The following is a 26,901-nucleotide window of genomic DNA, read 5'->3' as shown; positions in this document are numbered from 1 at the left end:
GTCGGGATTCGGGTTCTTAAAATTCAATTCAATGCGTTCACGGCCTCGCGAAAAACTTCGCCGCGCTGGGCATAGCCGGTGTACATGTCAAAAGAGGAGGTGCCCGGGCTGAGGATGATCGCATCCCCCGCCTGCGAAACTTCCGTGGCACGGCGCACGGCGTCAGCCATGTCGCTCGCGCACTGGCAGGGCAGCAGGTCGCCAAAAGCAGCCTCCAGCTGCTGCGCGATCTCGCCGATCAGTACCATCGCACGCACCTGCCCGTTCAGCTCGGCGCGCAGCGGCGTGTAGTCCAGCTCCTTGTCCTTGCCGCCGGCGATCAGCACGATTGGCCGCTCCTGCGAACGCAGGCAGGCCTCCAGCGCATGCAGATTCGTCGCCTTGGAGTCATTGATGTATTCGCGGTCACGCAACGTGCGCACCAGCTCGCAGCGGTGCCGCGGCGGCTCATAGCTCTCCATCGCCTTCAGCATGCTGGAGTATTGCAGGCCAAACACCCGGCCCGTCATCAGCGCGGCCAGCACATTTTCCATGTTGTGTTTGCCACGCAGCTTCAGCCCGCTCGCGCTGCCGATCTCCTCACCGAGATGATAAAACTTTCCGTCGCTGTAAGTGTAGCCCGCCTCCGCGCCGTAGGCCGAGAATGTCCAGCGCTGCGCCGCTCCGGATGAAACGCTTTCTCCCGCACGCACGATGGCCACATCCTCCGCCGTCACGTTTTCAAACACCCGCGCCTTCGCGGCAAAGTAGGCCTCCATGTTCGGGTAGCGGTCCAGGTGATCAGGCGCAAAGTTCAGCCACAGCGTCGCCTTCGCACGGAAGTCCCGGATCGTTTCCAGCTGGAAGCTGCTGATCTCCAGCGCCAGCACATCGTAGCGCACTCCGCTCGCGACCACCTCGCTCAACGACATGCCATGATTGCCACAGGGCAGCGACTTCATGCCGCAGCCGTTGAACAGCGTCGCGATCAGCTCCGTGCAGGTGCTCTTGCCATTCGTCCCGGTGATCGCCGCCATCGGCATGTCCGTCAGATGGAAGGCAAACTCCGTCTCCCCCACCAGCGGCACGCCTGCGTCCGTGAACTTCTTTGGCAGCGGCCAGTGCTCATCCAGCCCCGGGCTGATGATAACCTGCTGAAACTCACCTGGCTTCACCACCAGATCCCGCGCCGGCTGACCCAGCACGCATTTGAAATCCTCCACCGGCTTCGCCTTGTCCCCCTCATCAAAAATCGTCACCTCCGCGCCTTGCAGACGCGCCAGACGCGCGGCACCGAGGCCGCTGCGTCCGGCGCCGAGAATGGCGAAGTGTTGTGAGGCAAAGCGCATGTGAATTAACGAAGCTTGAGCGTGGCCAGGCCGAGCATGGCAAACAGCAGGGACAGGACCCAGAAGCGCACGATCACCTGGTTTTCGTGCCAGCCGCCGAGTTCAAAATGATGATGGATGGGAGCCATGCGGAAGATGCGCTTGCCGCGCTTCTTGAAGCTCCACACCTGGAGAATGACGCTCATCGCCTCCATCACAAACACGCCGCCCACCAGCGCCAGCACGATCTCCTGCTTGCAGCCGATGGCCAGGGAGGCAATGCAGCCGCCCAGCGCCAGGGATCCCGTGTCTCCCATGAACATCTTGGCCGGGTGGGCATTGAACCAGAGGAAGCCGAGGCATGCCCCCGCCATCGCCATGGCCAGGATGGGCAGTTCGTTGGCCAGGCTGTTGTGCGCCACGCCGAGATAGTCGGAATACTTCGCATTCCCGCAAATGTAGCCAAACGCCGCATACGCCAGAGACGTGGTGATCGAGCAGCCGGTGGCCAGTCCGTCCAGCCCGTCCGTCAAGTTCACCGCGTTCGAGGCTCCGACGATGATGAGCGCAAACAAGCCGACGGCAAAAATGCCCATGTCCGAGATCACCGCATTCTTCACAAAGGGAATGTACAAGGCGCGCAGAGTCGTGCCGTTTTCGTCTCCGGGAACCGCATACGCAAACAGCAGTCCAGCCACCAAGGCCACTGAGGTCTGCCACACCAGCTTGGTGCGCGCGCTCACGCCTTTGGAGTTTTTCTTGCTGATCTTGAGGTAATCGTCACGAAAGCCCAGCGCGCCCAGGCCGATGGTGGTGAACAGCACGGTCCACACCATGATGTTGTCCCACTTTGCCCACAGCAGCGTCGAGATCACGATCGCGGAGAGAATCAGGATGCCTCCCATCGTCGGCGTGCCGGCCTTCTTGCCGTGCAGCTCATGCAGCTTGTGCACTTCTTCCGCCGTACGGATCGGCTGCCCGATCTTGAGGGAGATCAGCTTGCGGATGAGGCGCTCTCCATACATCAGCGAAAGCGCAAACGCCGTCAGTGCCGCGCCGCCGGCACGGAACGTGTGGTACTTGAAGAGGTTGAGAATTTTGTACAGAGCGGCGTCATCGCTGATCCATTGATGAGCGGTGAGCCATTCTCTAAATTCGTAAAGCCAGTACATCATGAGGCGGAAAAATGCGTGAGGACTTGTTCCATGCGCGCGGAGCGGCTGCCCTTCAGCAGCACCACGTCTCCCTCACGCAGCCATTCGCGCAGCCGAGCCGCGCAGGTGGCATGATCAGGAAAATGTTCGGACGTCACCGCCTTCGAGGCCTCGGTGATCCAGGCGGCTTCGCTGCCGCCGACGCTGAAAACAGCGTCCAGTTTGAGCGAACCGGCAAACTCGCCCACACGGCGATGCTCCGTCTCCGCGATGGCTCCCAGCTCTCCCATGCGCCCCAGCACCGCCACGCGGCGGCTGCCAAACGACCCCAGCGTGCTCAGCGTGCGCAGTCCTGCCATCATGCTGTCCGGGTTCGCATTGTACGAATCATCGATGAACTGAACACCCTTCAGCACCTTCGGCTCCACGCGCCCTCCCGTAAGCTTCGCCTGGTTCAGCGCATCCGCGATGTCCGCCGGCGCAATGCCCTGCCGCCAGCCCATGCAAGCGGCCAGTGCGGCATTGCCCACCATGTGCTCGCCCAGGATCGGCAGACGGGTCTCCACCTTCTCTCCACCAAAGTCGAGCGTGAAAGTCGTGCCCGTCGCATCCGCGCGGAGATTGGAGGCCACCACGTCGCCGCAGCCCACTCCGGCCATGGTGACGCTGGCCTGGCAATGTCTGGCGATGAGCTCGCTGTACTTGTCGTTCGCATTCAGCACCACTTCTCCTCCGGGGCGCACATTCGCCGCCAGCGTGCCTTTTTCCCAGGCGATCGCGTCCTGCGTGCCCATGAATTCGATGTGGGCCATGCCGACATTGGTGATGATGCCGGCGTCCGGCCGGGCGATGTCCGTGAGCACCTTGATCTCTCCCGGATGATTCATGCCCATCTCCGTCACGCAGCACTGGTCGCCTTCGCGCAGCGAGAGCAGCGTCAGCGGCAGGCCGATGTGGTTGTTCAGATTTCCCAGCGTCGCGCGCGTCTGGCATTTGCGTGCCATCACCACAGCCGCCAGATCCTTCGTCGAAGTCTTCCCGTTGCTGCCCGTCAGGCCGATGATCAGCGGCGCATGCTGCGCGCGGTAGGCACGCGCCATGTTCTGCAGCGCCAGCAGCGTGTCTCCCACTTCGATCACAGCGCACGGCAGGGTGCCCCACGCGGCGTTGACCTTGCTCACCACCACGGCGGCCGCTCCGGACTGCGCCACCTGCGGGATGAAATCATGCGCGTCAAACTTGTCCCCCACCAGCGCCACAAACACCTCGCCACCGGCGATCTTGCGCGAGTCCGTGTTCACTTCCGTCACCAGGCGCGCGCCGTCGCCACGCAGTGTTCCTGCGGCAAATTGGGCCAGAGTCTGAAGTGAAATGGGAGTCATCGGTTATGCCTGTCGGGACGGTCGGGTCTGTCAGGACGGTCAAATCCTCCACGCATCGCCTCGCGTTCCGCGGCTTTCTCTTCGCGTTCGGCGGCACGGTCGGCCTTGAGATGGTGAAGGATCGTGCGGGCGATCTTGCGGTCATCAAATGGATGCTTCACGCCCTGAATGTCCTGATAGTCCTCGTGTCCCTTGCCTGCGATGAGGACAAGGTCTCCCTCCCACGCATTTTGCAGCGCGGTTTGAATTGCTTCACGGCGGTCTGCGATGACCGCGTGCTTTTGCGGCCGTGCGAAGCCGGCCTTCGCATCATTCAAAATCTGCTGCGGATCTTCCGTGCGCGGATTGTCAGAGGTCAGCACGCAGATGTCGCTGCCTGCTTCCGCCGCAGCCGCCATCTTGGGTCTCTTCGTACGATCCCGGTCTCCGCCACAGCCAAACACCGTGATCAGGCGGCGCGGCCGCAGCGCACGGGCGGTGCGCACGGCGTTCTCCAGTCCGTCCGGCGTATGGGCATAGTCCACATAGACCTGGAAGCGCGAATTCTCAGACACGCGCTCCATGCGTCCGGGAACCTGCGGCGCATTCTGCAGGCTCTTGATCGCCTCACGCAGATTCAGCCCCACTCCCTGCGCCGCGGCCAGCGCGCCGAGGGCGTTATAGACATTGAAGTCACCGATCAGCGGCAGGCGCACCAAAAAGCTGCGTCCTTTCGCTTCCAGCTCAAACGTGGTGCCCGTGAGATCATAGCGCACATTGATGGCGCGATACTCGCAGCCCACGCCAAAGCCAAACCGCACCACACGCCCGGTGTGCTCAAAACGCTGCACCAGCTTGCGGCCCCACGAGTCGTCCCCGTTGATGATCAAAGCCGAACGCGGCGAGGACTCGGCGGTGATCTGAAACAGCTTCACCTTCGCCTCGAAGTACTTCTCCATCGTCCCGTGGTAGTCCAGATGGTCCTGGGTCAGGTTCGTGAAGATGGCGGCCGCAAACGGCAGGCCGTAGATGCGGTCCTGGTCCAGCGCGTGCGAGGACACTTCCATCGCGCAGGCACGGCAGCCGTTGTCCCGCATGCTCGCCAGCAGTCCCTGGATCTCCAGAGACTCAGGCGTCGTGTGCGTGGCAGGCACATGCTCGCCATCACCGAGATCATAATACACCGTGCCCAGCAGACCGCTGCGCATCTGTGCGGTATTAAATAGATGGTGCAGCAGAAACGCCGTCGTCGTCTTGCCGTTCGTGCCCGTCACGCCGGCGATCGTCAGCGCCTTGGCCGGACTGCCGTTCAACGCCGCCGCGGCCTGCGCCATGGCGATGCGCGAATGCCGCACATGCACCCACGGCACCGTTACGTCCTCCGCAGGTGCCTGCTCAGAAATGATCGCCGCCGCTCCGAGCTCGATTGCTTTGCCGACGAAAGCATTCCCGTCCACATGCGTGCCGCGCACCGCAACGAAAGCAATGCCAGGACCCACCTTGCGCGAATCATAAGCCAGGCCCGTGATCTCCGTGTCCAGGCTGCCGGACACGGCGGGCTTGTCGAGAAATGGAATCAGGTCACGCAGTTTCATTGCGCGCCTCCTTTCACCGCCACCTTCATCGGGCGTTCGTTGCGGATCGCCAGATGGTCCAGCGTCTCACGCACCACCTCGGCAAAAATCGGCGCTGCGATGCGTCCTCCACGAACCATCGCGGAGCTCTCAGCCTTCGGATCATCCAGCATCACCAGGCACACCAGCCGTGGATTGTCGATCGGGGCCATGCCGACGAAAGAAGTGAGATAGCTGCCATCGATGTAGCGCTTCTTTTCAGGGTCATACCGGCGCGTCGTGCCCGTTTTGCCGCCCACGCGCACTTCCGCCATGGCAGCGCGTTTGCCCGTACCCTCCACCACCACGCCTTCGAGGAAGTCGCGCAGGGTTGAGGCGGTCTTGGCAGTGCAGGCCTGCCACACCGGCTGCGGCGGCACCACTTCGGTTTCTCCGTTCGGTTTCACTGTGCGGTCAATGAGCCGCGGTTTCATGAGCACGCCGCCGTTGGCGATGGCGCCGTAGGCCATGCACATTTGCAGCGGGGTGACGTTGACTTCGTATCCAATAGGCATGCGTGAGTAGGTGGTGTTGCTCCATTTGCCGGTGTTGAGGTAGCCGGCTCTTTCGCCGACCAAACCGATGCCGGTGGAAGCACCAAATCCAAACCTTGTGGCATAGTCCAGCATCATGTCCTGTCCAACTCGTTTGCTGATTTTATACATGCCGATGTTGCTGGAATGCACCAGAACACCCTTAACGGTCTGCATGCCCAGTGGCTCGTCATCACTCAGCTTAATTTTGCGCACAGGATCCTCGTAATACATGTTGCCACAGTCGATCATTTCCCCAGGCGAAATCTTACGGTTGTCCAGTCCCGCGGCCAGTGTCACAACCTTGAAGATGGATCCCGGCTCATACGGATCTGCGATGACGTGATTGGTCCACGTGCTGACGTCAGGATTGCTCACATCCAGGTGCGGACGCGCCGCCATCGCCAGCACCGTTCCCGTGGTCGGTTCCGTCACCACGATCACCGCCCGGCGTGCCTTGTTGGCCTTCCACGCCCTCTCGCAGATGGCTTCCACATTGTCCTGCAGCTGCATGTCGATCGTCAGGTACACATCGCTGCCGTTTTGCGGCTCGGTCACCTGCCCGCGGTAGGACGGCAGTTCATGCCCGGACTTGTCGCGCTCGATCAGCTGCTCCCCAGGCACGCCCGTGAGCTTCGCCTCCATCATTCGCTCCACGCCCCAGCGTCCCTTGTTGCTGGTGTCCGTGTCTCCCAGCACCAGAGACAGGCGGTCTTTGGCAGGAAAGCAGCGCGCCACCGTCGGCCTCATGTGAATGCCAAAAATGTGCTCGGCCTTGAACAGGATCTCCCACTTCTTCGCGGTCTCTTCGTCCACCTTTTTCGCCAGCACGATTTCTGGTTTGTCGCTGGAGATCTGCTCGCGGATCTCCTGCTCCGGCATGGGCAAAATGCCCGCCAGCACCTTCGCCACGTGTTCGTGGTACGCTGCGATCGTATCCGCCTCTCCCAGCTTTTCACGCAGTTCGAGGGCCTTCACACCCCGCACTGCCGCCAGATGATGCCGCACGGTGATCACTTCCCGCAGATGCGTACGGTCCGTGTACAGCTCCCGTACGTCTTCATCATGGGCCAGATATTCGCCGCTCAGGTCCTTGATCGCTCCCCGATGCGCGGGCAGCACGATGTGCCGCTGGTATTTCTTCGCCGCCAGCGTCGCCAGACGCGGCGATTCTTTGATCTGGATCACCGCCAGCCGCCACGTCACCACGGAAAACCCTGCCAGCAGCACGGACAGCAGCAGCAGCATGCGGCGGCACACCGGGCGGTCCCGGCGAAGCTGAATTTGATTGGGCAGGGGCTGGCTCACGGATTTTTCGGCATGTTGTGGGCAAGCGCCGGCTCCGCGCCGGGCGCGGCAGCGGTGGCGGCTTGCGCCGGTGTTTCAGTCAGCGGCTTCAGAAGCAGGATGTTGTGCTTCGTGATCGGTCGCAGCAGCGTCCCCGCACTGGTCAGCCGCGGCTGCACCCGGTCGCGCGTCAGCATGGTCTCGATGCGGTTGTTCAGCGCCAGAATCTCGGCGTTCAGCAGACGCATCTCCGACTCCACCTTGCGCTGTTCCTCCCCGATCGCACGCACGCGGTTCTTGCTCACCACAATGCCCAGTCCCACAAGAGCGAGCGATGCCACCACGATCAGGATCGCCGTGATCGTGGAAAGGCCCAGGCTGTTGCGGTAGCGGTTGCGCTTGAGTGGTTTCATGCGGGTAGTTTTTCTGCCACGCGCAGCACCGCGCTGCGCGCACGTGGGTTCATTTCGGTCTCCTGAGCGGTCGCCTGCACGGGCTTGCGCGTGATGAGCTTCAGCACACAGTCCGGATTCTTCCGCGCCTCCGGCCACTCCGGCCGGTCAATGTACGGCGCGGACAGATGCTGCAGCGTCTGTTTCACGATCCGGTCCTCCAGCGAGTGGAAAGAGATCACCGCCAGCCTGCCGCCGGGCTTCAGCCACCGCGGTGCCGCCGCCAGAAAATCGTGCAGCGCCGCGAGCTCATCATTCACCGCGATGCGCAGCGCCTGAAACACCAGAGTCGCCGGATGCCTCTTGCCTCGTTTCGGTGAAACGGTGGACACAAGATCCGCCAGTTGAAACGTCGTGCGGATGGGGCCCAAGCCGCGCGCCTTGACGATCGCTCGCGCAATGCGCCGCGCATTTGGCTCCTCGCCATAGTCAAAGAAGATGCGCACCAGTTCCGCTTCATCCTCAGTGTTCACGATGTCCGCCGCGGACCGTGCTCCCTCCGTGTCCATCCGCAGGTCCAGCGGACCGTCTCTCATAAAGGAGAACCCACGTCCGGCGTCGTCCAGCTGATGGCTCGACACGCCAATGTCCACCAGCATGCCGTCAAAACCGGAAACTCCTGTCTCCTCCACGATCTGGGGAAAGTTGCGGAAGTTTCCGCGCAATGCACAGAACTGCGCTGCAAACGGCTTCAGCCGTTCCGTCGCATGCTTCAGCGCATTCAGGTCCTGGTCCATCGCCACCACACGCGCACCGTGCTGCAGCAGAGCCTCTGAATGGCCCCCACCCCCAAGCGTTCCATCGAAAAAAAGCTTACCGGGCGCTGGCTGGAGCAGTTCCACGACCTCGGCCAGCAGCACAGGTGCATGATAAAAGGGTAAATTACGCATAGTCACTTCAGGCGGAGCAGGTTCTGGCGGCTCTGCCCCTCCCCCGGTGCCTTCACGCGTCACCAATGTCCCGCGGCCCCATGGCATCAGGTCATCCATCGCATCTGCGGCACCGAACCATGTGCGTCCACCTACTTGAAAAAATCCAATCAGTCTGGAAATCTCAGCAAACACTCGCTCCACGAAGGACCGCTCCCGTCGGACCGACCGAAGGGAGAGCCGCGTCAAAGGAGAGCCAATGGATGCAAGCGCGTTCATGAAGGAAACGGAACCTGTAAAAACTGCCGAGTGTGCAAAGCGTAACAGAAAGACCGTAAATCTAAAAATCTAACTAATCCTTATAATCGAGAGATCATATCATTGGCAATCGCCTATTTTCAGAATTTTCAGCTTCTAAGTAATTACTCACATACTGTTCATTCGAGTAACCAGAGCCTTTAGAGATACCCTCAAATCCCCCGCTGATATCGAACGCCTGTTTCGGCAAAAGCTCCGTGACCGAACTCTTCAAAAAGAGGTGGGTAATAATAAAAGATCTTTGAGCGCGGCTCTAATATTCGCACGCCCGCTCCAACAGGAATCTCGACAGAGAGGCAGAAGTATTGCTAGCCTCGCGGAAATTGAAACAATTCTGACCCAATCCAACCCTATGGCCAAAAAACCTGCTCCAAAGAAGGCCCCTGCCAAGAAGCCTGCAGCCGCCAAAAAAACCGCCATAGCGAAAAAGAAGCCTCAGCCTGCAAAGGCGGCCGCACCCGCCACTAAAAAACCTGCCGCGGCCAAACCCAAACCCGCAGCCAAACCCGCAGCCAAACCTGCCCCGGCGGCTCCCGCGAAAAAGCCCGAGCCTGCTCCCGTGCTGAAACCCGTTTTTGAAGCGCCTGCGCCAAAACCCGCTGCGCCCGTTCCCGCCCCCGCTGTCGTGAAAGCCCCGGCTAAAACCGCAGCGCCTGCCTCTGCAGCCCTGACCATTGCCGCCCAGGCCTCCGCCGGTGCCGCCGCCAATGGCAACTCTCACCCCGCCAACATCCTCGTCCTCATCAGCAGCGGCGGCTGGCCCGTCACCGATCTCACCAAAGATCACTTCACCCTGATGGAGTACTTCGAAGTCCCCGGCCAGCAGGCCCCCTTCAGCAACAACATCACCTCCTTCCGCAACGTCGGCACCGGCGCCTACCTCCTTCAGGTCAAGCCCATCAACGGCGCCCCCTGGCGCACCGGCCACCACCTCGCCCAGATTCTCGTCTCTTCCGCAGACGACCGCCAGGGCCAGGGTGCCGTGAAGCTCATCATCCGCTAGGGTAAACTTCCTCCTCTTCCTCTTACTCCTCCTCCCTGAAGGCGCATATCGCGTCAAAGCCCCCGAGTAAAGAAGTGGTCCAGATGTGCTCTATCCAGCATCGTCATCGTCCTCTTACTCGAACTCGTCCTCGATCGAGGCGCTCACTTTAAGTTCGGAGTTTTCCAAGTTAAGAATCGGCCACGTCCCCCGCGTCAGCGTCCCCCCTCGTGGTTCGAGCTTCGCCTCGATTCCCATTCGACAGCCCCCACGCCTCCGCTAGCATGCGCCGCATGAACCGCCGCTCCTTCCTCGCGCAAACCCTCGCCGCCACCACCGCAGCATCGCTTTCCCGCGCCGCCACCGGCTCCAAGCTCGCCATCGGCCTCGACCACTTCTCCCTCCGCGCCACCGGCTGGAAGGCCGCCCAGTTCATCGACTACGCCGCCGCCTTGAAGCTGGACACCATGTTCATCTCCGAACTGCATGTGTTTGAAAACTTCGAAGACGCCTACCTCAAAGGCCTCAAAGAGCAGGCAGACCGCGCTGGCGTGAAGCTCTATGTCGGCACCGGCAGCGTCTGCAAAACCTCCAACACCTGGAAGGACATCTACGGCACGCCCGAAGAGCACCTCAGCCTCACCATCCGCATCGCCAAAGCCCTCGGCTCCCCCGTCGCCCGCTGCTACCTCGGCAATCAAAAAGACCGCAGCACCGACGGCGGCATCCAGAAGCACATCGAAGAAGTCGTCAAAACCATCAAAGCCTGCCAGACCAAGGCCGAGGGAGAAGGCATCAAGATCGCCATCGAAAACCACGCAGGCGACATGCAGTCCCACGAACTGAAAGGCCTCATCGAAGCCGCCGGCAAAGGCTACGTCGGCGCCAACATCGATCCCGGCAACGCCGTCTGGGCCCTCGAAGAACCCATGATGCACCTCGAAGTTCTCGGCCCCCTCACCATCTGCAGCAGCGTCCGCGACAGCATGCTCTGGGAAGACGACAACGGCGCAGTCGTCCAATGGACCGCCATCGGCGAAGGCCTCGTGGACTACAAAGCCTACGCCAAACGCTTCGCGGAACTCGCCCCCGGCGTCCCCCTCCAGGTCGAGACCATCTCCGGCTTCGCCCGCCCCTTCTCCTGGAAGAAGGACGACTTCTGGACCATCTTCCCCAACCACCGCGACACCCCCATGTTCAAAGCCTGGCTCGACATGGCCAAGCGCGGTCACAAGATCGACTCCTTCAAAGCCCCCGACGGCCCCGCCAAAAAAGACGCCGAGATCGCCTACCAAAAAGCCGAAGCCGAACGCAGCTTCGCCTGGCTTCGCGCCAACCCTTAATCGCGCGCCGTCTTCACATCGACACCTTCCAGCGTAGCGCGTACCCTAGGACCGGTAGGGCACCGCTGCGTCGGGGCCGAAGTTTCGGGTCTATAGCGTCGCAGGCGCTCAAAAAGGTGCGCCGTCCTTGCAGCGTGGAAAGGCAGCACGCGCATAAATCAAATGCCCTACAGAGGCCATTCGCGTTCGAACCTCATCCGTTTGGAACCTCGAAAGTCAAAAATCGATTGCTCGACGTTCATCAATCCTCTCTGCCCTTCGACTGCCCTCAATCCCACCGGCTACGGCCTACCGGCCACTGACGAACGTCCACCGCCTACCTCCCCTTCCCCGCCTCCTTAAACCACGCCGCCGCCTTCTTCCCCTTCACCGCAGTCTCCAGTTCCTCCATCCGTTTGCTTGAGAGCCCCGGCTTCGCCTTCTGCATTGCCGCAAACACCCGCACCATCTCCGCCGCGCCAGCCTGCACCAGATCCGGCGCCACGTCCCCCGGCTTCTTGAGGGACTCCGCCACCGCGCCCACGATGAAGGCGCGCACCAGTTCCAGCGATGCCTTCGGATACACCTGCTCCAGATCATCTCCCAGCGTCGCGATCGTATCGTCGATCGTCAGCTTCATGATCGGCGTCACCTCCGCATAGGCAAAGATTCCGCCCGCCATCTCCCGTCCCTCCTCAGACAGCGAATCACGGCGATACGTCTCGATCTGCTCCGCCGCCTCCTCCCGCAGCCCCGGGTCCAGCACACAGCGTCGTGCCTGGTTCACAAAATCCGTCACCCGCTTCTCCACCTTCTCCTGCTCCTTCTCCGTCCCGTCCAGCGGATAGGTGATCCGAACTTTCACGAAGTGACTCTTCAGCACCATGATGCCCAGAAAGCTCCCCACCGGGACTTCCACATCCCCGGCCTCACCGTGCTCCACCTTCGTCATCTCCATGGGCAGGGAGAGCATTCCGCTCACCCCTGCCTTCTCCGGGATGAGCTCGAACGGCTGATACTCCGCCTTTCCCTTCTTCAAGTTCTTGTAGTGGCCCCGCCGCTCCATCTCCTCCACCTCCCACACCACCCCGCCTGCAGTCTCGCGCAGAGCCTCCTTGATTTCCTCCGCAGTCGTCACCTTCTTCGGGCACGGGTACACATACACATCCCCCCGCAGCCGGGCTTTCGCGTCCGAATACCTCACCGAAAATCCCAGCGCCGCCTCGTCATAGCGGAACACCTGCTGCGCCTGCATCTTCGCCAGTTCCGCCGGCAGCCTCAGCCCGGACTCCTCATGCTCCCACGGCAGATTCGTCTCCGGCGGCGCCAGCGCCTTCCCCTCGGCAGCCACGGCCCCACACACGTTCGCCAGAACGAAAAAGAAAATAGGCAGGACGGCGGTTTTCATCCCGCATTGTCACCACATCGATCCTGATCGCAACCGCCCGCTTGCGAAATGCTTCACCAGCTGCATTTACGCCCCTTCACTAACGCTAGGATAGCTGAGTCAAACGGCCAGGTGTCAGATTTAAAAACGGATAGTCCGTGTAGCCTTGTTCCGTGCCGCCGTAAAACGTCTCGCGGTTGTAGGGGTTGAGCGGCGCATTCTTCGCAAAGCGTTCCACCAGATCGGGATTGGCGATGAACTGGCGTCCCCAGGCGATGGCATCGGCTTCGCCGCTTTGCACCGCTGCCGCCCCGCTGGCCAGGGTGTGGCCTCCGGCGGAAATCAATCTCGTGTGGCCGGTAATCAACGGTTTGAAATGCCGTGAACTAAGAGCGGCATCAAATTGCGCGACCTCCGCGTTGCCCGCAACTCGTGGTTCAACCAAGTGAATGTAGGCGAGCTGAAAGCGGTTCAATTCACGGATGACATGCGCGTAGGTGCCGAAGCGGTCGGTGTGCGCGATGCCGTCGTGCGCGTTCGCGGGCGAGAAGCGGATGCCCACGCGGTCTGCCTGCCAGGCCGAGGCCACTGCTTCGGTGACCTCTAGGATGAGCCGCGCACGATTGGCCAAAGAGCCGCCATAGGCGTCCGTGCGCACATTGGCGTGGTCGGAAAGGAATTGCTCCAGCAGGTAACCGTTGGCCGCGTGGATTTCCACGCCGTCAAAGCCGGCCACCATGGCGAGTTCCGCAGCACGGCGGTGCTCCTCAATAACGCCGGCGATCTCGCCCGTTTCCAGGGCGCGCGGCACGGGGCAAGGTTTCAGCACACCGGGCGCTACGGGCGACTGCCCAAGGCTGGAAATGGCGCTGGGTGCCACGGGCAGTTCACCGTTGGGTTGAAAATCATTGTGCGACATCCGGCCCGCGTGAAAAAGCTGTAGAAAGATCTTCCCACCCGCTTCATGCACGGCGCTCGTCACGAGCTTCCATCCTTCGGCCTGAGCGGTCGTATGAATGCCCGGCATTTGAAAGTAGCCGTGTCCATGCGGTGAAACCGGCGTGGCTTCGCTGATGATCAGCCCGGCGGATGCACGCTGGCGGTAATACGTCGCATTGAGTTCCCACGGAATGTTGCCGGGCATTTGGGCCCGCATGCGCGTGGTGGGAGCCATGAGGATGCGGTTGCGCAGGCTGAGGGCGCCGAGTTCCAGCGGGGTGAAGAGTGTGTTCGTTTTCATGGTAGGAGATTTCATGTTCAGGCGGTGATGTTTTCGAGTTCGCGGACAAGGTTCAGAACCTCCAAGGGTTCCGAGCGGCGCGTGAAATCCGCCTCGACATGCGCATAGGCGAGGGTGCGGTCGGCACGAATGACGAACGTCGCCGGCATGGGCAGTTCTTTGGCACCTTCCTCGCCGTTGACGTCGTCCAGCACGACCTCAAAGTCCGCGTAGAGATCGAGCAGCGCCTTCGGCAGTTCAAACGCCACGCCGAAGGCACGCGCTGTGCTGAGTGCGACATCGCTCAAGACGGGAAAGGCGAGTTCATCCTTCTTCAGGGTGGACAGAGATTGATCCGGCAGCTGCGGTGAAATGGCCACCACCTGTGCGCCCGCCGCATTGAATTCAGCGAGCAGTTTTTGAAAGCCGCGCAGATGGATGTTGCAGTAGGGACACCAGCCGCCGCGATAAAAAACCAGCACCACCGGCCCCTTTTTCAGCTCCGAGTAGAGCCGCACACTGCGGCCGTCCACGTTGGGCAGGATGAAGTCCGGCGCGGTGTGACCGGGCTGCAGCGAATGACTTGCAGCGTCGTCGTTTTCGAGGTCCGCCGTCGCGGCGTCCATGATCTCAATGGCGCTCTTCGGGAGCTTGTGGTCGCGATAAAGCGCGCGGGTCGCGTCCAGCTCCTGCGTGGTCGTTAGGGGCTTCAAGGCGGGGATGGGAAAATAAGCTGTCGAATTCATAAGAGTGGTTAGGTTGCTTTCGTTTTGCGTTTTCTGGCCGCGCCGTTCTTCGGGGCGGTTTGGGTGAAACGGGCTGGCGTCTTGTGATGGTTGAAATCGCACTTGGCTCTCGCAGCGATAAGCGGGAGCGATTACGCCTTTGCTGCCTGGCGCTCCTTCCAAACGGCCAAAGCTGTGAGCAAACCGAGGGTGAACACGACAGCGGGAATCACCGGCGCCTTGATGCCGAGGGGAAGGACGCCCGCAGGCACCCCGGGCTGCAGGTGGACATAGATGGCCAAACACATCTCAACGACGAGGCTCAAACAAGCGAGCAGGAGAAGGGACTCTCTGAATTTTGCGAACAAGGATCGACGAACCCATGGCAGCAGGAACAGGCATCCGGTGGCCATTTCCCCCAGTTTTCCAGCAAGAATGGACTCGTGGGGCAGGTGGCTCTGCTGGATCTGAACCTCGAACCATCCATGGATCGGTTGGAAAAACTTGAGGAATCCAAACATGAACATCAGGACTCCCAGGAAGAGGGACAAGGGCTTGATGAGGCGCTGGAGATGGTTTGCGGACGTATTCATAGGACTGGCTTTGTTGTTGTTTTGATGAGTTTTGTTTGCCGCACTGTTCTTCGGACGGCGTGATGGAATAAGCCGCTGTCACGTCATTGCGGAAATTGCACTTAAATCTCGCAGTGATAAGTTTGAGCGATTACTGCTTCCGGCATGGAACTGCGCTATCTCAAATACTTCGTGACCGTGGCCGAGCGGCAGAACTTCACCCGTGCGGCAGAGGAATTGCATGTGGCGCAGCCGGCCATCAGCCAGCAGATCAAGGCCCTGGAGGAGGAGCTCGGTGTGTCACTGCTGCACCGCACCAAGCGCAGCGTGACGATCACCGCTGCGGGCAATGCCTTCTTGTCCGAGGCCAGGAAGATTCTCGCCCATGCGGAGCTTTCCAAGCAGATCGCCCGCCGCGCCGCGCGCGGTGAAACCGGGTCTCTCGCCATCGGCTGCGTCAGCGCGTCGGTGTCCGCTTTTCTGCCGAAATTGATTCAGTCATACCGCAAAAAATTCCCCCTCGTTCGCGTGCATTTGTTTGAGATGACGCCCGAGCAACAACTGCAGGCCTTTGCCCGTGAAAAAATCGACGTCGGCTTCACACGCCCGCTGGCCGCATCGGACGAAAAGAATTTCACGCAGGAACGGATCTACCACGACCGCCTGATGCTGGCCGTGCCGGAGTCTCATTCACTCGCCAAGGCCAAACGAGTTCGTCTGGATCAATGTGCCGGCGAGGATTTTGTGATGTTCAAACGCAGCGAAGCGCCCAAATTGGTTGATGCGATGACGCAGCTTTGCGCCAAGGCAGGCTTCACACCGCAGGTCGTCAGCGAGCCGCCCATGATTCATACCGTGCTGATGGCGGTGGCCGCCAGCATTGGCGTCGCCCTCGTGCCCGGATGTGTCCGCAGCATGCCGCAACCCGGCGTAACGATTCTGCCTGTGCTTCCCGCTTCACCCCTGATCGACCTTGTGCTTGCCCGCCCCAAAGGTGAGCCCTCCCCAACGGTTTCCGCCTGGTTGGAATTGCTGCGAGAACGCCTTCCCGCCATTCGCCAGCAAATGGAAAGAGGCACCGCTGCTCCAGTTGCGAAATAGCAATACCCCCGACTCCAGCAGCCATTTTTATTGTTTACCCCCTTTGAGTGCTTGCTTGGAGTGATGTGAGGATGCCAAAGCAGGCTCAACAGAATTTGACAGCGCCACTTTTCGCCATACACAACTCTGCATCAATCACACCGCGTGGATAGCTCAGTGGTAGAGCGGCTCGTTTACACCGAGTTGGTCGGGGGTTCGAATCCCTCTCCGCGCACCATTTCGTCATGAATCTCCCGCCTCTCATGCAGCGGATTGCCCAGCCAACGGACCGGCCTCTCCATTGGATCCTTTTCGGGCTGATTTTGATTTTCTGCGTCTTCTTGTTCATGCTGTCGCGCATCTGGCTTGTCTGCTATTCCAGCGTCAAAGTGGAAACCGCTTTGAAACAAATCGATTCTGCCCTCCCTCACGCTGACAGCCAGGCCGGTGAAGACACATCCGAAGTCACTCTGGACATCGCAGCCGATGGAAGCATCAGCCTCGACGAGAGTGATCCAGTGACGGATTTGTCCGCCTCCCTGCGTCAGTTGGTTGAGGTCAGTCAGGGAACCAAACTCCTGGTCACCATCCGCGCTGACGAGAAGGCGGCTTATGAAGACGTCATCAAGGCGCTAAATGCCTTGGCTGAAGCGCGCATAAAGAATGTCACTTTCACCGTCGGTAGCGAGGAATTTAAATAGAGGCTGTCGCCGGTCCTGCCGCTCATCATCCACCTCCGCTCCGCCACGCCGACCGACGTGGATCATTCGCGCCGGCGTCGATTTTGATCGCCTGTCTTTAACCGCGGCGGCATCATCGCCTCCATGAAAACTCACCCCCTGTCTGGAGAACTCAGCACTCGCATCATCAAGTGGAGCGTCGCGCTTCTGATCCTTCTGTTCGTCGCTATCTTCTTCATCATTTCGGACGTCTCGCATGTAACTGCCAAAAACATTCAGGCCGATCGAGACTTGAAAGCACAGCTCCCCGCTCAGATCCCTCCTCCCGCTGCACCAGCTGCCCCGTCCTCACCAACATCATCGCCGGTCACTCCCGTCCCAGCGACGGCCAAAGACGACCTGCCCGATGAAATCATGATGAGCCTTTCCGAAACGGGCGGAGTCAGCATCAACGAAGAACCCGTAAGCGACCTCTCCCTGGCACTGGAAAAACTCCTCAAAGACACCGGGACCCGCAAGGTCTTCGTCTCTCTGGAAGCCCACGCCAAAACCCCGCGCACCACCATCACCCAAACCGTCGCCACCCTCAAAAAGGCCGGCATCGCCAAGATCACCGTCACCATCGCGAGCGACGAAGGTTTCTAAAACACCTCGTCCCAAATGCCGGTTCTGAAATTTTTCTACCCCTAATTTTTCTACCTTCATTCTTCACCTCGCCGCCCTGATCCAGCACTCCCAAGAACAGGGCCATTCATCATTCATAATTCATCCTTCATAATTCTACCTTCCCACCCTCATCCACTTCCGCGCCTCCATCCCGCTCGCCAGTTCCTTCACCCGCACTTCCCAGACACCCGGGTCCTCATTCGGCGCCAGGTCCAGACCGATCTCCACAATCCCGTTCTCTGCAGCATAATAGCCGCTGCCTTCTGTCTCTTTTCCGTTCGCATCGCGGATGTCCACCCGCACTGGCACCACCGCCTTCGTCGGGGCTTCCTGCGTGGAGGTGATGCCCACCGCGACCTTCACCTTGTTCCCCACCACCGCGTTCTCCGGCACCTCCAGCTTCAGGCCCAGCAGAGGTTTGGGCAGCACCATGAAAATGCGGCCGTCTCCCGGCCCCAGATCCACCGGCCAGCTCACCGTGCCGTCATCGCCACGCTTCGGCACAATGAACTGCGTCCCAGTAAGCTCATACACATTGGCCGCCTCCGCCTTCAGGCTCACCACGCCGCTCGCCTGCATCCCGTTCTCCATCACCAGCCCGTGCTGCCCCACGTAGCTGCCGAACTCGCGCTTGTCATTGACCACAAAAACATACGTGGCATCGCCAAACTTCCGCGTGCGCACAATGATCTCAGGATTGTCGCACATCGCTTTCTGCGGCAGCGCGAAGCCGGCCACGGACTTCGCCATCTCCAGCACCTTCGCCTCGTCAGCATCCGCCTTCTTCACCCGCTTAAAGCTCGGCAACGTAAAATCCGCCTTCAGCGCCGGACACAGAAACTCATCCGCCACGATCTTGCCGCCCTTCTTCTGCCAGTCCCGAATGCGCGCCACCACCGACTTTGTCAGCACATCGCAATACGGCATGACAAGCACCTTGCGACCACTCAGCCCGCTCTTCAGCAGCACCTCCTCGTACACGATGTCCGTCTGCACATGCGCATGCTGCAGCGCCAGCCACACGTCCGCCGCCCAGTCCGTGTTGCTTCCGTAGCTGCCGCGGCGCGCGAACATCTGCGAAGTGAAACTCTCCAGAAGCGCCACCTCGCTCCGCTCATCCGGGATCGCCATCAGCGCCGGCCCCAGCGGCTCAATGACATCATGCAGCAGCTGCTTCAGCACTGGCGCCGTGTTCGCATTCGTGAACCGATACGCCCCCGGACTGTTCGTCTCCACCAGCGACTGCCAGCCATGATACATGATCCCCTGCACCGGCCGCGCGATCTTCGTCCACAGCGCCTCCTTCAAATGCATCGGAGCGATCGTGATGTACGCCGCCTCCGGATCATGATCCTCCCACGCCACCACCTCACCCGGCGCCTTGCTTCCCATCGGCGCCGTTTGCGATCGATACCAGATCAGCTGCGTCATCTTCATCACCCGCTGGTTCTTCCCCGTCGCCGCACTCATCGCAAACAACTGATCCGCACACATCCCAATCTTCAGCGGATCAGGATAAGTATAGGTCCAGTGAGAGATGACATCCACACCACCACCCGCCCCGCTGATGCTCGGCTGCCGCACCGCCGGATCGAAAAACGTCCACACCTTGCTGCTCTTCACACCCTTGTGCAGTGACGTGTGCAGTCCATTCCAGCCGTCCCCCACCGTCCAGAACCAGCGCAGATATTTCAAAACAGGATGATCATCCTCGATCACACGGTCCGCCGGAAAATCCTTCATCTTCGTCCAGTCCACCCCCCACTTCGCCGACACCTCCGCGGGGATCTCCGCCTTCGCAAACTTCCGATACGCTTCCACATCCACCGCATTAAAGCTCACCTGCGTGTTGTCCCGCACCTCCGAATCAATCAACGCCGTCGTAAATGCCGGATGATCCCCATACGCCTTCGCCACACTCATCCCCACCACCTGGAAAAAAGACGCAAAGTCCGGCAGCGACGCACAGATGTCCTGCCGCGCATACGGCTTCCCATCACGCCCCACCCGCAGATTCTTTTCTTCCGACTCCAGCGCCCGCGCCGGCGACAGACTCGCAATCACCTCCAGCCCGTTCTCCAGCGCCCTGTCCAGCATTGCGCGGTTCTTTGAAATCACCTCCGGCTTCGCTGGCGGCGCTATCTTTTTCTGCTTCCACATTTCCCCATAGTCCGCCCCCAGCCCGATGAAGTGCGTGAAGCCAAGATCCTTCACCCGCTGCATCTCCTCACCGCTCGCCCCCCACATGATCACTGGCATCCGCTCAGGCACCCGCGCCACGATTTTCAAAGCCGCTGATTGCTCGGTCGAATAATCACCCGACTCAAACCGCGCTCTCAATTCATAATCACCCGCCTTCAGCGCAGTGTTCATCGAATACCTGGCCGTAAAGCTCTGCCCCATTGCCGAATCCGACACAAGAAACTCCTCCGTTTTTCCCCCAAGACTCACCTTCAGCACCGCGCCCTTCAGCGTCTCCCGCTTCAGATTCGTCACCACGATCTCCACCGGCTTCGCCGTCTCCATGCGCCGCCACACGCTGCGTCCTGCCACAATCTGCAGGAATACGCGCTCAAAGTTCAGCACCCCGTCACAAACCCGCACCTCATCCATCAGCCCCGGAAAACCGCCATAGTTGCTTCCCAGCCTGTCCCCAAGGCTCAGCGGCTTCATCCCCACCCTCACGGCCCCATACCCATCCAGCTTCGATCCGCCCGCATTTGCGCCATTCCGATAAAATTTGCCCTCTCCTGCGCCATCATACGTAAACGCGACATGCTGCCATACGTCCGTCTCCAGCTTGAACGGCAGCGAATAGATCGTCTTCGATTCTGCCCCAAACCCCAGCGTCACCCACATCCTCCGCAGCCCGCTCTTGTCCGCCTCCCCGATCTGCCACTGATAATCAGTGTGATCCACATACTTCTTGTCCAGCAGGAAGCACCGCAGCTCTGGTTTGAACTCCGCCTTCGGTTTGATCCACATCTCCAGCGTAAACGCCCCCTTCACCGGCTTCACCGCCACCACCGCCGCATGCCGCTTGTCCTCCACTGGAAACCCCGGAAACGACTCCAAAGCCCCGCCAAATTTTCCCTTCGGATTCAACACCGCTCCATGCAGTTCCACATCCTTCCTCTCCCCATCAAACCCCCAATGCCCAAGCACATGCGTCCCCGTCACATCCTCCTTCGCATACCCCGTCTCCCAGGTCTCCTGTAGCGCGGCAAGGTGGCCCCACGGTAAGCACAGTAGGCACATGAGAATGGTGCGAGCAGTTGGAATCATGGCTCACTCATACGCATCACAAATGCACTTCAATTCACCCCTTCACCGCCCACCGCAGCTTTGCCGGAGCCGCGCGCGGATTGTCGCGGGTCTCCTGCGATGACGGGCGTATGACCTCGTCGTTGGTGGCACTGAAAATACCGCTGCGAAGCCCCTCACGGAAGAGGTGCTTCACGCGGCGGTCTTCGCCGGAGTGGAAGGTGAGGATAGCCACCCGTGCACCCGGGCGCAAACAGCTGGGTAACAGACGCAAAAAAGTGTCTAGCGCGGTAAACTCCTCGTTCACTGCAATGCGCAGAGCCTGGAAGACTCGGCGCACGGTGGCCTCTCTCTCTTCTTCATCAACCCGATGCGGCATCGCCCGGCGCACAGCCTCGGCAAACGAACACGTCGTGGCGAAATCAGATTCAGCCAGCGCCTGCGCGAGAAGTTTCGCGTGCGGCTCGTCGGCGTTCTCACTCAAGATGGCGGTGAGCTTTTCGACGCTGATCTTTTGCAGAAAATCGCGCGCTGATGCACCGCGCTGCGGATTCATGCGCATGTCCAGCGGGCCGTCGTGCTTGAAGCTGAAGCCCCGGGCAGGATTGTCGAACTGCATGGAGGAGCAGCCGAGATCTGCCAGAAGCACGTCCACGCCATCGCTCCAGCCCAGTTCCCCGAGTGCACGGGACAGTCCGGCGAAATTCATGCGGTTCACCACGAGCGCCGTTTCCTCGCAACCAGTGGCGCGCAAGCGTGCCTCGGTGCGAACAATTTCAATGGGGTCCTGATCCAATGCGAGCAGGGTTCCGCCTGGCTGCACCGCTTTGAGCAAGGCGCTAGCATGGCCGCCGTAGCCCAGCGTGCAGTCCACAGCACGCTCACCAGGCTGCGGAGCGAGAACCTGCATGATCTCCTTTAATAAGATCGGCACATGCTGCCCTGCGGGCGTCTTTCCTGAGGCACGCACCTTGGCGATGGTCTCGGCGTAGCGCTCGGGATTCAACTCCTTGTACTTGTGTTCAAAACGACGCGGGTTTTTGCCGGAGTAGCGCGGGCGGCGTCGATGGGGTGTTGGGACTTCTTCCTCGCTCACAGCTCGTTGTATTTGGCGTTGGATCCACGGGCTTTGGCCACAGGATAGCGTGATTCATTGCGCTCGATTTTGGCGAGCATCTCTTTCCCGAGATCGACACCGAGGTTGTTAGCAAGCTCAAAGAGCAGGATGCCCACATCCGCCATCTCGTCCTTCAGCTCCGGCATCTTGTCCTTCACCCGCTGCTCAATTTGACCCGGCTGCTGCCAGACAAAGTGCTGCAGCAGCTCCCCCGCCTCCGCGGTTATGGCGATGGCCAGTTCTTTAGGGCTGTGAAACTGCATCCAGTCCCGCGCGTCGCGAAACGCACAGATGCGGGCGGTGATTTGTTCGATGGTCATGCAGCATGATGCAGGAGCGCGCATCCGGGAGCAACCGGGAAGGCAACAAGATGCGCCCAACCGGCCGCAAGCCACGCTGAGACAGCGCCGGACAAATCAAGGATGCTTCTGCCATGAAGACTCGCTCATCCATCGTGCTCGCCGCCTCTCTCGCACTTGCCACCACTCTCCACGCCGCGGGAGACGCGCCGGTGGATTTCGTGAAACAGGTCAAACCCATCCTCGCTGACCGCTGCGTGGAGTGCCACAACTCCGAAACCCTGCTGGGAGAGCTCAATCTGCAGACGCGTGCGCTGGCTTTCAGCAAACGCAAAGCGGGACCGGTGATCGTGCCAAAAGACGCGGAAAAAAGCATGCTCTATCTGGTTCTGACGCTGCCATCCAAAGACAAGAAGGCCATGCCAGCCACAGGACACCGCATACCCAAGGATGAAGTGAGCCTCATCCGCCAGTGGATCACCGAAGGCGCCGTCTGGCCGGAAGGCAAAGACGGCACGATCATGCCCCAGCATAAGAAGGCCAGGCGGTGACCGTCACAATTTTGGAAACCTCTTTTCGAAGGCAGGGTTTATGGGCGTCATCTGCTCATGAACCTGTCGCAATGCTGCACTGCTCTCTTCATTTTTCATCTTGTGGCAGTCGGCGCGGCTGCATCTGATCTCATTGCCAAAGCTGGAAATGGGATGCCCATTCTTTCGCCGATCGACAAGACGACAGTGGAGGTGCAGGATGGCGCGAAGACGATTCAGATTCCCGCAGGAATGGTCTTTGTGCCTGCCGGAAGATTTACCTTTGGCATGAATGAGGAGCACGACATTTCCGGCTTTGCCATGGGCCGGTTTGAAGTGACGAACGCCGAATACAAAGCCTTCCTGGACGCCACGAAGCATCGCGGAGTGCCGCGCTACTGGAAAAACGGCAGCTACCCTGAAGGAAAGGCGGCACATCCGGTGCTGTTTGTCTCGCTTGTGGATGCAGAGGCCTATTGCGCGTGGATCAGCAAAGAGACGGGCTGGAAGGTCGTGGTGCCAAATGCGGAGCAGTGGGAAAAGGCGGCGCGCGGACCGAAAGCCTATCTTTACCCCTGGGGAAACGACAAGGACAGCAGCTATGGCGGGGGCAGGCTGCAGACACATTTCAACTACAACGCCGTCTGCACCGCCTACATGCTGGACAAGGAAGCGAAGACGCTGACCAGCTACGTCGAAAAATCCAAGGAGGCCGGCAAACAAGGGCGCGTGGAAGACATCATGACGGGCAATGGCCAGGTTTTCAGCCTGACCCAAGATGGCGGTGTTAACGGCTGGATTGACCACAACACGAACACCGGATTTGTAAACACACAGATCTACCGCGACCTCGTCAACAACGGCGGCTTTACGACTGCCGTCGGCACCTATGAAAACGGCAAGAGCGCTTATGGCTGCTATGACATGGCAGGCAACGCCTACGAGTGGACGAGCAGTGTCATCGTGGCCACAAATGGCGCGGAGAAGGGCAAGGAAGTAAACGACGTGCGCGGCGGAAGCTGGTACTCCACCGGGCGCAGCGGCCGAAGCCTTTGCACCGGCGAAGGACGCGCGCGCAGCGGCGGCTATCACTCGGTGGGATTTCGCATCGCGATGATTCCTTGAGCGCCCGCTCAAGCAGAGTTAGATGCGTCTAACCATGAAACGTCTGCTTCTGACCGCTCTCCTTACCACCACACTTTGCCGACTGCACGCACTGGAGATTCCCCCAGGCGGCATGGAAGCGAATGGTGCTGTGGTTTTGCAGGCGTCCGCATCCAAAGCTGCCGGAACGGTTGAAAATCTGGCCCCTGGCAAGCGCATCACCATCACCCAGCCCGATCCCTCAAAGCCCTACACCGCTCAGTTCACGGCACCGATAGCTGATGGCATCGCGAAGAACGAGCGGGTGCTGGCGATCATCAAGGCGCGCGTCATCGGCGCTGCGGAAACGGGCGAGGTCATGGCAAAGCTGCAACTGCGAGCCGCGCCTTATACCTCGTATGGCAGCACGCCCGGCGTGGCTATTTTTCGTGAGTGGACGGAGCAGCCCGTGGTGTTCGTGGCAGATGCCGATGTACCGGCAGACAAGGCTGCCGTGGTGCTGCTGTGTGGGCAGAAAGAGCAGAGCATCGAGGTCGAGAGCATCCGTGTGCTGAAATATCCGGCCGACGTGGCAGTGAGCAGTTTGCCACGCGCACGACTGATCAAGAAGAGCTACGCCGGGCGTGAGCCGGAGGCACCGTGGCGCAAGGCGGCGCTGGAACGAATTGAGCAGCATCGCAAGGCAGATCTCTCGATGACGGTGACGGGTGATGACGGCAGACCGGCGGCCAATACGGAGGTGAAACTGAGTCTGCGCCGGCATGCGTTTGGATTTGGCTCGGCCGTAGTGGCGAAACGTTTCAGCGGTGAGAGCGAGGATGACAAACGCTATCGCGAGATCGTGGACCGCCTCTTCAGCATCGTGGTGTTTGAGAATGATCTAAAGGATGGCAACTGGTCGCCGGATTTTGACGAGAAACGCAAAGCACAGCGGAATGCGGAACTAAATCACGCTTTTGACTGGTTTGCGGAACGCCACATCCCCGTCCGCGGGCACTACCTCATGCAGGTGGCCACGCCCTTCAATCTGCATGACGTCAAGGACAGCGCGGTCATTCGCGAGCGAACACTCGCCAGCGTGAAGGAGAGGCTGGCGTTTGTAAAAGATCGTGTGGTGGAGTGGGATGTGATCAATCACCCCATCGCATGGAACGGGGCGGACATGCTGAACAAACGACCGGGCCTGGAGAAGCTAGACCGCGACGTTTTCACGCTGGCGCGATCACTGACGAAGCTGCCGTTCTTCGTGAATGAGGATCAAGTGTTTCGTCCCGGGCCGCAGTGCGATGACACGCTCGTTTACATTCAGGCACTGAATGAAGCGGGATTCACCGTGGCCGGTCTTGGCAATCAGGCCCATTTTCATGAGAGCTACCTGCCATCGCCTGAGCACCTGCTCGAGGTGACGGACCGCTTTGCCAAAGTGGTGCCGCGTCAGAGCATCACAGAGTATGATATCGTGACCACGGAGGATGAAGAACTGGCGGCGGATTACACGCGCGATGTGCTCATCTCGGTCTTCAGCCACCCGGCATACTCAAGCTTTCTGTTCTGGGGATTTTGGGAGGGTTCACATTGGAAGCCCGAGGCTGCGTCCTGGAACAAGGACTGGACCATTCGCAAGCGGGGCGAAGTACTGGAAGAATGGATCGGCCGCAGGTGGCATACCGAGGTCGCACTGAAGACGGATGCCAAGGGTCAGGTGAAATGGCGTGGCTTTCCTGGCTGGTATGAAATGCAAGTGGCGGGTCAGAAATCCGTTATGGTGCTGCCGGTACCGACCTCCTCCAATCCATGAGCTCAACCCCTTCTCCGTCAGTCGCACGCATCTTTTACTGGTCCGTCGTCTCCGCACTGGCGGGCTTTTTGTTTGGCTTCGACACGGTTGTTATCTCGGGCGCGGAGAAAACCATCCAGACATTGTGGAAACTGAGTGATGCCATGCATGGCTTTGCCACGGCCTCGGCGCTGTATGGTACGGTGATTGGCTCGGTGATCGGCGGCTGGCCGACGGATCGCTGGGGGCGCAAGCCAACGCTCATCTGGGTGGGCGTGCTGTATTTGATTTCGGCGGTATGGTCGGGCCTGGCGCCGGAGGTTTGGTCGCTCATCATCGCACGTTTCATTGGTGGGCTGGGCATTGGCATCTCCACGATTGCGGCACCGCTTTACATCGCGGAGATTTCGCCGCCAGAGCATCGCGGTCGGCTCGCGGGAATGTTTCAGTTCAATATCGTCTTCGGCATTGTCGTGGCCTTTTTGTCGAACTACCTGCTGGGCGGCATCGGTGAGAACGCGTGGCGCTGGATGCTCGGCGTGGCGGCGGTTCCCTCGCTGATCTATCTGCTGCTGTGCCTTGGCATTCCTGAAAGTCCACGCTGGCTGCTAACGCGGGAGAACGCCTCGGATGCGAGCACCGTCAGTGCTCAAGGCTTTTGGAGCCGCAGGCTGCGAGTGCCAATTTTACTGGCGTTTCTGATCGCGTTTTTCAATCAGCTCTCCGGCATCAATGCCATTCTGTACTTTGCGCCGCGCATTTTTGAGCTCACGGGACTCGGTGCCAAGGCGGCACTGCTGCAGTCGGTCGGCATTGGCATCACAAATCTCGTCTTCACATTTGTCGGGCTGTGGCTGATTGACCGGCTGGGAAGGCGCACGCTGCTTTATATCGGGTCGTTCGGGTACATTGCCTCGCTGGGGCTGTGTGCATGGGCATTTTTCACGCAGCACTTTGCCATCGTGCCGGCATGCATCTTTGCCTTCATTGCAGCACATGCCGTGGGGCAAGGGGCGGTGATCTGGGTGTTCATCGCGGAAGTATTTCCAGACAAGCATCGCGCTGAAGGGCAGTCTCTCGGCAGCTTTACGCACTGGATCTTCGCGGCGCTGCTGACGACCTTTTTTCCGAAGATGGTGTCTGCGTTCCCACCGGGCTGGGTCTTCGTGTTTTTCTGCGGGATGATGGTGCTGCAGCTTGTGTGGGTGCGGCTCATGGTGCCGGAGACGAAAGGTGTGCCGCTGGAAGACATCGAAAAACAGCTCGGCATCGGGTGATCCGCG

23 protein-coding genes and 1 tRNA gene are annotated in these 26,901 nt (G+C 60.1%); 11 read left to right on the top strand and 13 right to left on the bottom strand.

The window, feature by feature from the left end; all coding sequences use genetic code 11:
• Window positions 1-23: 23 nt before the first annotated feature.
• Genes murD through rsmH (ACILSR_RS14395) form a run of 7 tightly spaced genes read right to left on the bottom strand, consistent with a single transcriptional unit; the run spans window position 24 to window position 8,597 of the window.
• On the bottom strand, window positions 24-1,328 hold the full coding sequence (gene murD / locus ACILSR_RS14425; RefSeq protein WP_395750484.1) for a UDP-N-acetylmuramoyl-L-alanine--D-glutamate ligase: 1,305 nt from the start codon (window positions 1,326-1,328) through the stop codon (window positions 24-26).
• Window positions 1,329-1,333: 5 nt separating this feature from the next.
• Window positions 1,334-2,482, bottom strand: coding sequence for a phospho-N-acetylmuramoyl-pentapeptide-transferase (gene mraY / locus ACILSR_RS14420; RefSeq protein WP_395750483.1), 1,149 nt, complete (start codon window positions 2,480-2,482; stop codon window positions 1,334-1,336).
• Window positions 2,479-3,843 carry a UDP-N-acetylmuramoyl-tripeptide--D-alanyl-D-alanine ligase gene (gene murF / locus ACILSR_RS14415; RefSeq protein ID WP_395750482.1) on the bottom strand — a complete coding sequence of 455 codons (1,365 nt, stop codon included), beginning with the start codon at window positions 3,841-3,843 and terminating at the stop codon, window positions 2,479-2,481. Before murF ends, mraY begins: the two co-directional genes overlap by 4 nt.
• Window positions 3,840-5,417 (bottom strand): UDP-N-acetylmuramoyl-L-alanyl-D-glutamate--2,6-diaminopimelate ligase, encoded by a 1,578-nt coding sequence (locus ACILSR_RS14410; RefSeq protein WP_395750481.1) that lies wholly within the window; start codon window positions 5,415-5,417, stop codon window positions 3,840-3,842. The genes murF and ACILSR_RS14410 overlap by 4 nt, the downstream gene beginning before the upstream one ends.
• Window positions 5,414-7,276 carry a peptidoglycan D,D-transpeptidase FtsI family protein gene (locus ACILSR_RS14405; RefSeq protein ID WP_395750480.1) on the bottom strand — a complete coding sequence of 621 codons (1,863 nt, stop codon included), beginning with the start codon at window positions 7,274-7,276 and terminating at the stop codon, window positions 5,414-5,416. The genes ACILSR_RS14410 and ACILSR_RS14405 overlap by 4 nt, the downstream gene beginning before the upstream one ends.
• The gene (locus ACILSR_RS14400) at window positions 7,273-7,668 is read right to left on the bottom strand and encodes a hypothetical protein (RefSeq protein WP_395750479.1); all 396 of its coding nucleotides are present in this window, start codon (window positions 7,666-7,668) and stop codon (window positions 7,273-7,275) included. Before ACILSR_RS14400 ends, ACILSR_RS14405 begins: the two co-directional genes overlap by 4 nt.
• Window positions 7,665-8,597, bottom strand: a complete 933-nt coding sequence (gene rsmH / locus ACILSR_RS14395; RefSeq protein WP_395750478.1) for a 16S rRNA (cytosine(1402)-N(4))-methyltransferase RsmH — start codon at window positions 8,595-8,597, stop codon at window positions 7,665-7,667. The genes ACILSR_RS14400 and rsmH (ACILSR_RS14395) overlap by 4 nt, the downstream gene beginning before the upstream one ends.
• Before the next feature lie 649 nt (window positions 8,598-9,246).
• Between rsmH (ACILSR_RS14395) and ACILSR_RS14390 the strand changes: the two genes are divergently transcribed.
• Together ACILSR_RS14390 and ACILSR_RS14385 are read left to right on the top strand one after the other, a co-directional pair.
• The gene (locus ACILSR_RS14390) at window positions 9,247-9,897 is read left to right on the top strand and encodes a hypothetical protein (protein WP_395750477.1); all 651 of its coding nucleotides are present in this window, start codon (window positions 9,247-9,249) and stop codon (window positions 9,895-9,897) included.
• A gap of 272 nt (window positions 9,898-10,169) precedes the next feature.
• Window positions 10,170-11,219: a sugar phosphate isomerase/epimerase family protein gene (locus ACILSR_RS14385; protein ID WP_395750476.1), complete on the top strand. Its 1,050-nt coding sequence runs from the start codon at window positions 10,170-10,172 to the stop codon at window positions 11,217-11,219.
• 316 nt (window positions 11,220-11,535) lie between these two features.
• Here the strand turns inward: ACILSR_RS14385 and ACILSR_RS14380 are convergent, their stop codons facing one another.
• The 3 genes from ACILSR_RS14380 to ACILSR_RS14370 form a co-directional block, all read right to left on the bottom strand.
• Window positions 11,536-12,606, bottom strand: a complete 1,071-nt coding sequence (locus ACILSR_RS14380; protein ID WP_395750475.1) for a hypothetical protein — start codon at window positions 12,604-12,606, stop codon at window positions 11,536-11,538.
• Window positions 12,607-12,691: 85 nt separating this feature from the next.
• Window positions 12,692-13,825, bottom strand: coding sequence for an alkene reductase (locus ACILSR_RS14375; protein WP_395750474.1), 1,134 nt, complete (start codon window positions 13,823-13,825; stop codon window positions 12,692-12,694).
• A gap of 17 nt (window positions 13,826-13,842) precedes the next feature.
• On the bottom strand, window positions 13,843-14,517 hold the full coding sequence (locus ACILSR_RS14370) for a peroxiredoxin-like family protein (protein WP_395750473.1): 675 nt from the start codon (window positions 14,515-14,517) through the stop codon (window positions 13,843-13,845).
• Between the two features lie 116 nt (window positions 14,518-14,633).
• Here ACILSR_RS14370 and ACILSR_RS14365 point away from each other — a divergent pair, with 116 nt between their 5' ends.
• The 5 genes from ACILSR_RS14365 to ACILSR_RS14345 all read left to right on the top strand — a co-directional run bounded on the left by ACILSR_RS14365 (window position 14,634) and on the right by ACILSR_RS14345 (window position 17,506).
• Entirely contained in the window at window positions 14,634-15,185 is a 552-nt protein-coding gene (locus tag ACILSR_RS14365) for a hypothetical protein (protein ID WP_395750472.1), read from the top strand.
• Between the two features lie 81 nt (window positions 15,186-15,266).
• A complete protein-coding gene (locus ACILSR_RS14360; RefSeq protein ID WP_395750471.1) occupies window positions 15,267-16,202 on the top strand; it encodes a LysR family transcriptional regulator in 936 nt (311 codons plus the stop codon).
• Window positions 16,203-16,344: 142 nt separating this feature from the next.
• Window positions 16,345-16,419, top strand: a tRNA-Val gene (locus tag ACILSR_RS14355).
• A 25-nt stretch (window positions 16,420-16,444) separates the two neighbouring features.
• A complete protein-coding gene (locus tag ACILSR_RS14350) occupies window positions 16,445-16,882 on the top strand; it encodes an ExbD/TolR family protein (RefSeq protein WP_395750470.1) in 438 nt (145 codons plus the stop codon).
• A 123-nt stretch (window positions 16,883-17,005) separates the two neighbouring features.
• Window positions 17,006-17,506: a hypothetical protein gene (locus ACILSR_RS14345; RefSeq protein ID WP_395750469.1), complete on the top strand. Its 501-nt coding sequence runs from the start codon at window positions 17,006-17,008 to the stop codon at window positions 17,504-17,506.
• A gap of 135 nt (window positions 17,507-17,641) precedes the next feature.
• Here the strand turns inward: ACILSR_RS14345 and ACILSR_RS14340 are convergent, their stop codons facing one another.
• The 3 genes from ACILSR_RS14340 to ACILSR_RS14330 are packed head-to-tail and all read right to left on the bottom strand — an operon-like array spanning window position 17,642 to window position 22,228.
• On the bottom strand, window positions 17,642-20,812 hold the full coding sequence (locus ACILSR_RS14340; RefSeq protein WP_395750468.1) for a LamG-like jellyroll fold domain-containing protein: 3,171 nt from the start codon (window positions 20,810-20,812) through the stop codon (window positions 17,642-17,644).
• A 34-nt stretch (window positions 20,813-20,846) separates the two neighbouring features.
• Window positions 20,847-21,887 carry a 16S rRNA (cytosine(1402)-N(4))-methyltransferase RsmH gene (gene rsmH / locus ACILSR_RS14335; protein WP_395750467.1) on the bottom strand — a complete coding sequence of 347 codons (1,041 nt, stop codon included), beginning with the start codon at window positions 21,885-21,887 and terminating at the stop codon, window positions 20,847-20,849.
• On the bottom strand, window positions 21,884-22,228 hold the full coding sequence (locus ACILSR_RS14330; RefSeq protein WP_395750466.1) for a nucleotide pyrophosphohydrolase: 345 nt from the start codon (window positions 22,226-22,228) through the stop codon (window positions 21,884-21,886). The genes rsmH (ACILSR_RS14335) and ACILSR_RS14330 overlap by 4 nt, the downstream gene beginning before the upstream one ends.
• A gap of 113 nt (window positions 22,229-22,341) precedes the next feature.
• Here ACILSR_RS14330 and ACILSR_RS14325 point away from each other — a divergent pair, with 113 nt between their 5' ends.
• Genes ACILSR_RS14325 through ACILSR_RS14310 form a run of 4 tightly spaced genes read left to right on the top strand, consistent with a single transcriptional unit; the run spans window position 22,342 to window position 26,895 of the window.
• A complete protein-coding gene (locus ACILSR_RS14325; protein WP_395750465.1) occupies window positions 22,342-22,758 on the top strand; it encodes a c-type cytochrome domain-containing protein in 417 nt (138 codons plus the stop codon).
• Between the two features lie 57 nt (window positions 22,759-22,815).
• Window positions 22,816-23,862 carry a formylglycine-generating enzyme family protein gene (locus ACILSR_RS14320; protein ID WP_395750464.1) on the top strand — a complete coding sequence of 349 codons (1,047 nt, stop codon included), beginning with the start codon at window positions 22,816-22,818 and terminating at the stop codon, window positions 23,860-23,862.
• A gap of 34 nt (window positions 23,863-23,896) precedes the next feature.
• On the top strand, window positions 23,897-25,639 hold the full coding sequence (locus ACILSR_RS14315) for an endo-1,4-beta-xylanase (RefSeq protein WP_395750463.1): 1,743 nt from the start codon (window positions 23,897-23,899) through the stop codon (window positions 25,637-25,639).
• Complete coding sequence (locus ACILSR_RS14310) at window positions 25,636-26,895, top strand: MFS transporter (RefSeq protein ID WP_395750462.1); 1,260 nt, start codon at window positions 25,636-25,638, stop codon at window positions 26,893-26,895. The genes ACILSR_RS14315 and ACILSR_RS14310 overlap by 4 nt, the downstream gene beginning before the upstream one ends.
• The last annotated feature ends 6 nt before the right edge of the window (window positions 26,896-26,901 follow it).

This window comes from Prosthecobacter sp. (genome assembly GCF_044222565.1).
Lineage (GTDB): Bacteria > Verrucomicrobiota > Verrucomicrobiia > Verrucomicrobiales > Verrucomicrobiaceae > Prosthecobacter.
The sequence above is the reverse complement of the archived record's forward strand: the minus strand, read 5'-3'. Positions and strand labels throughout refer to the sequence as shown.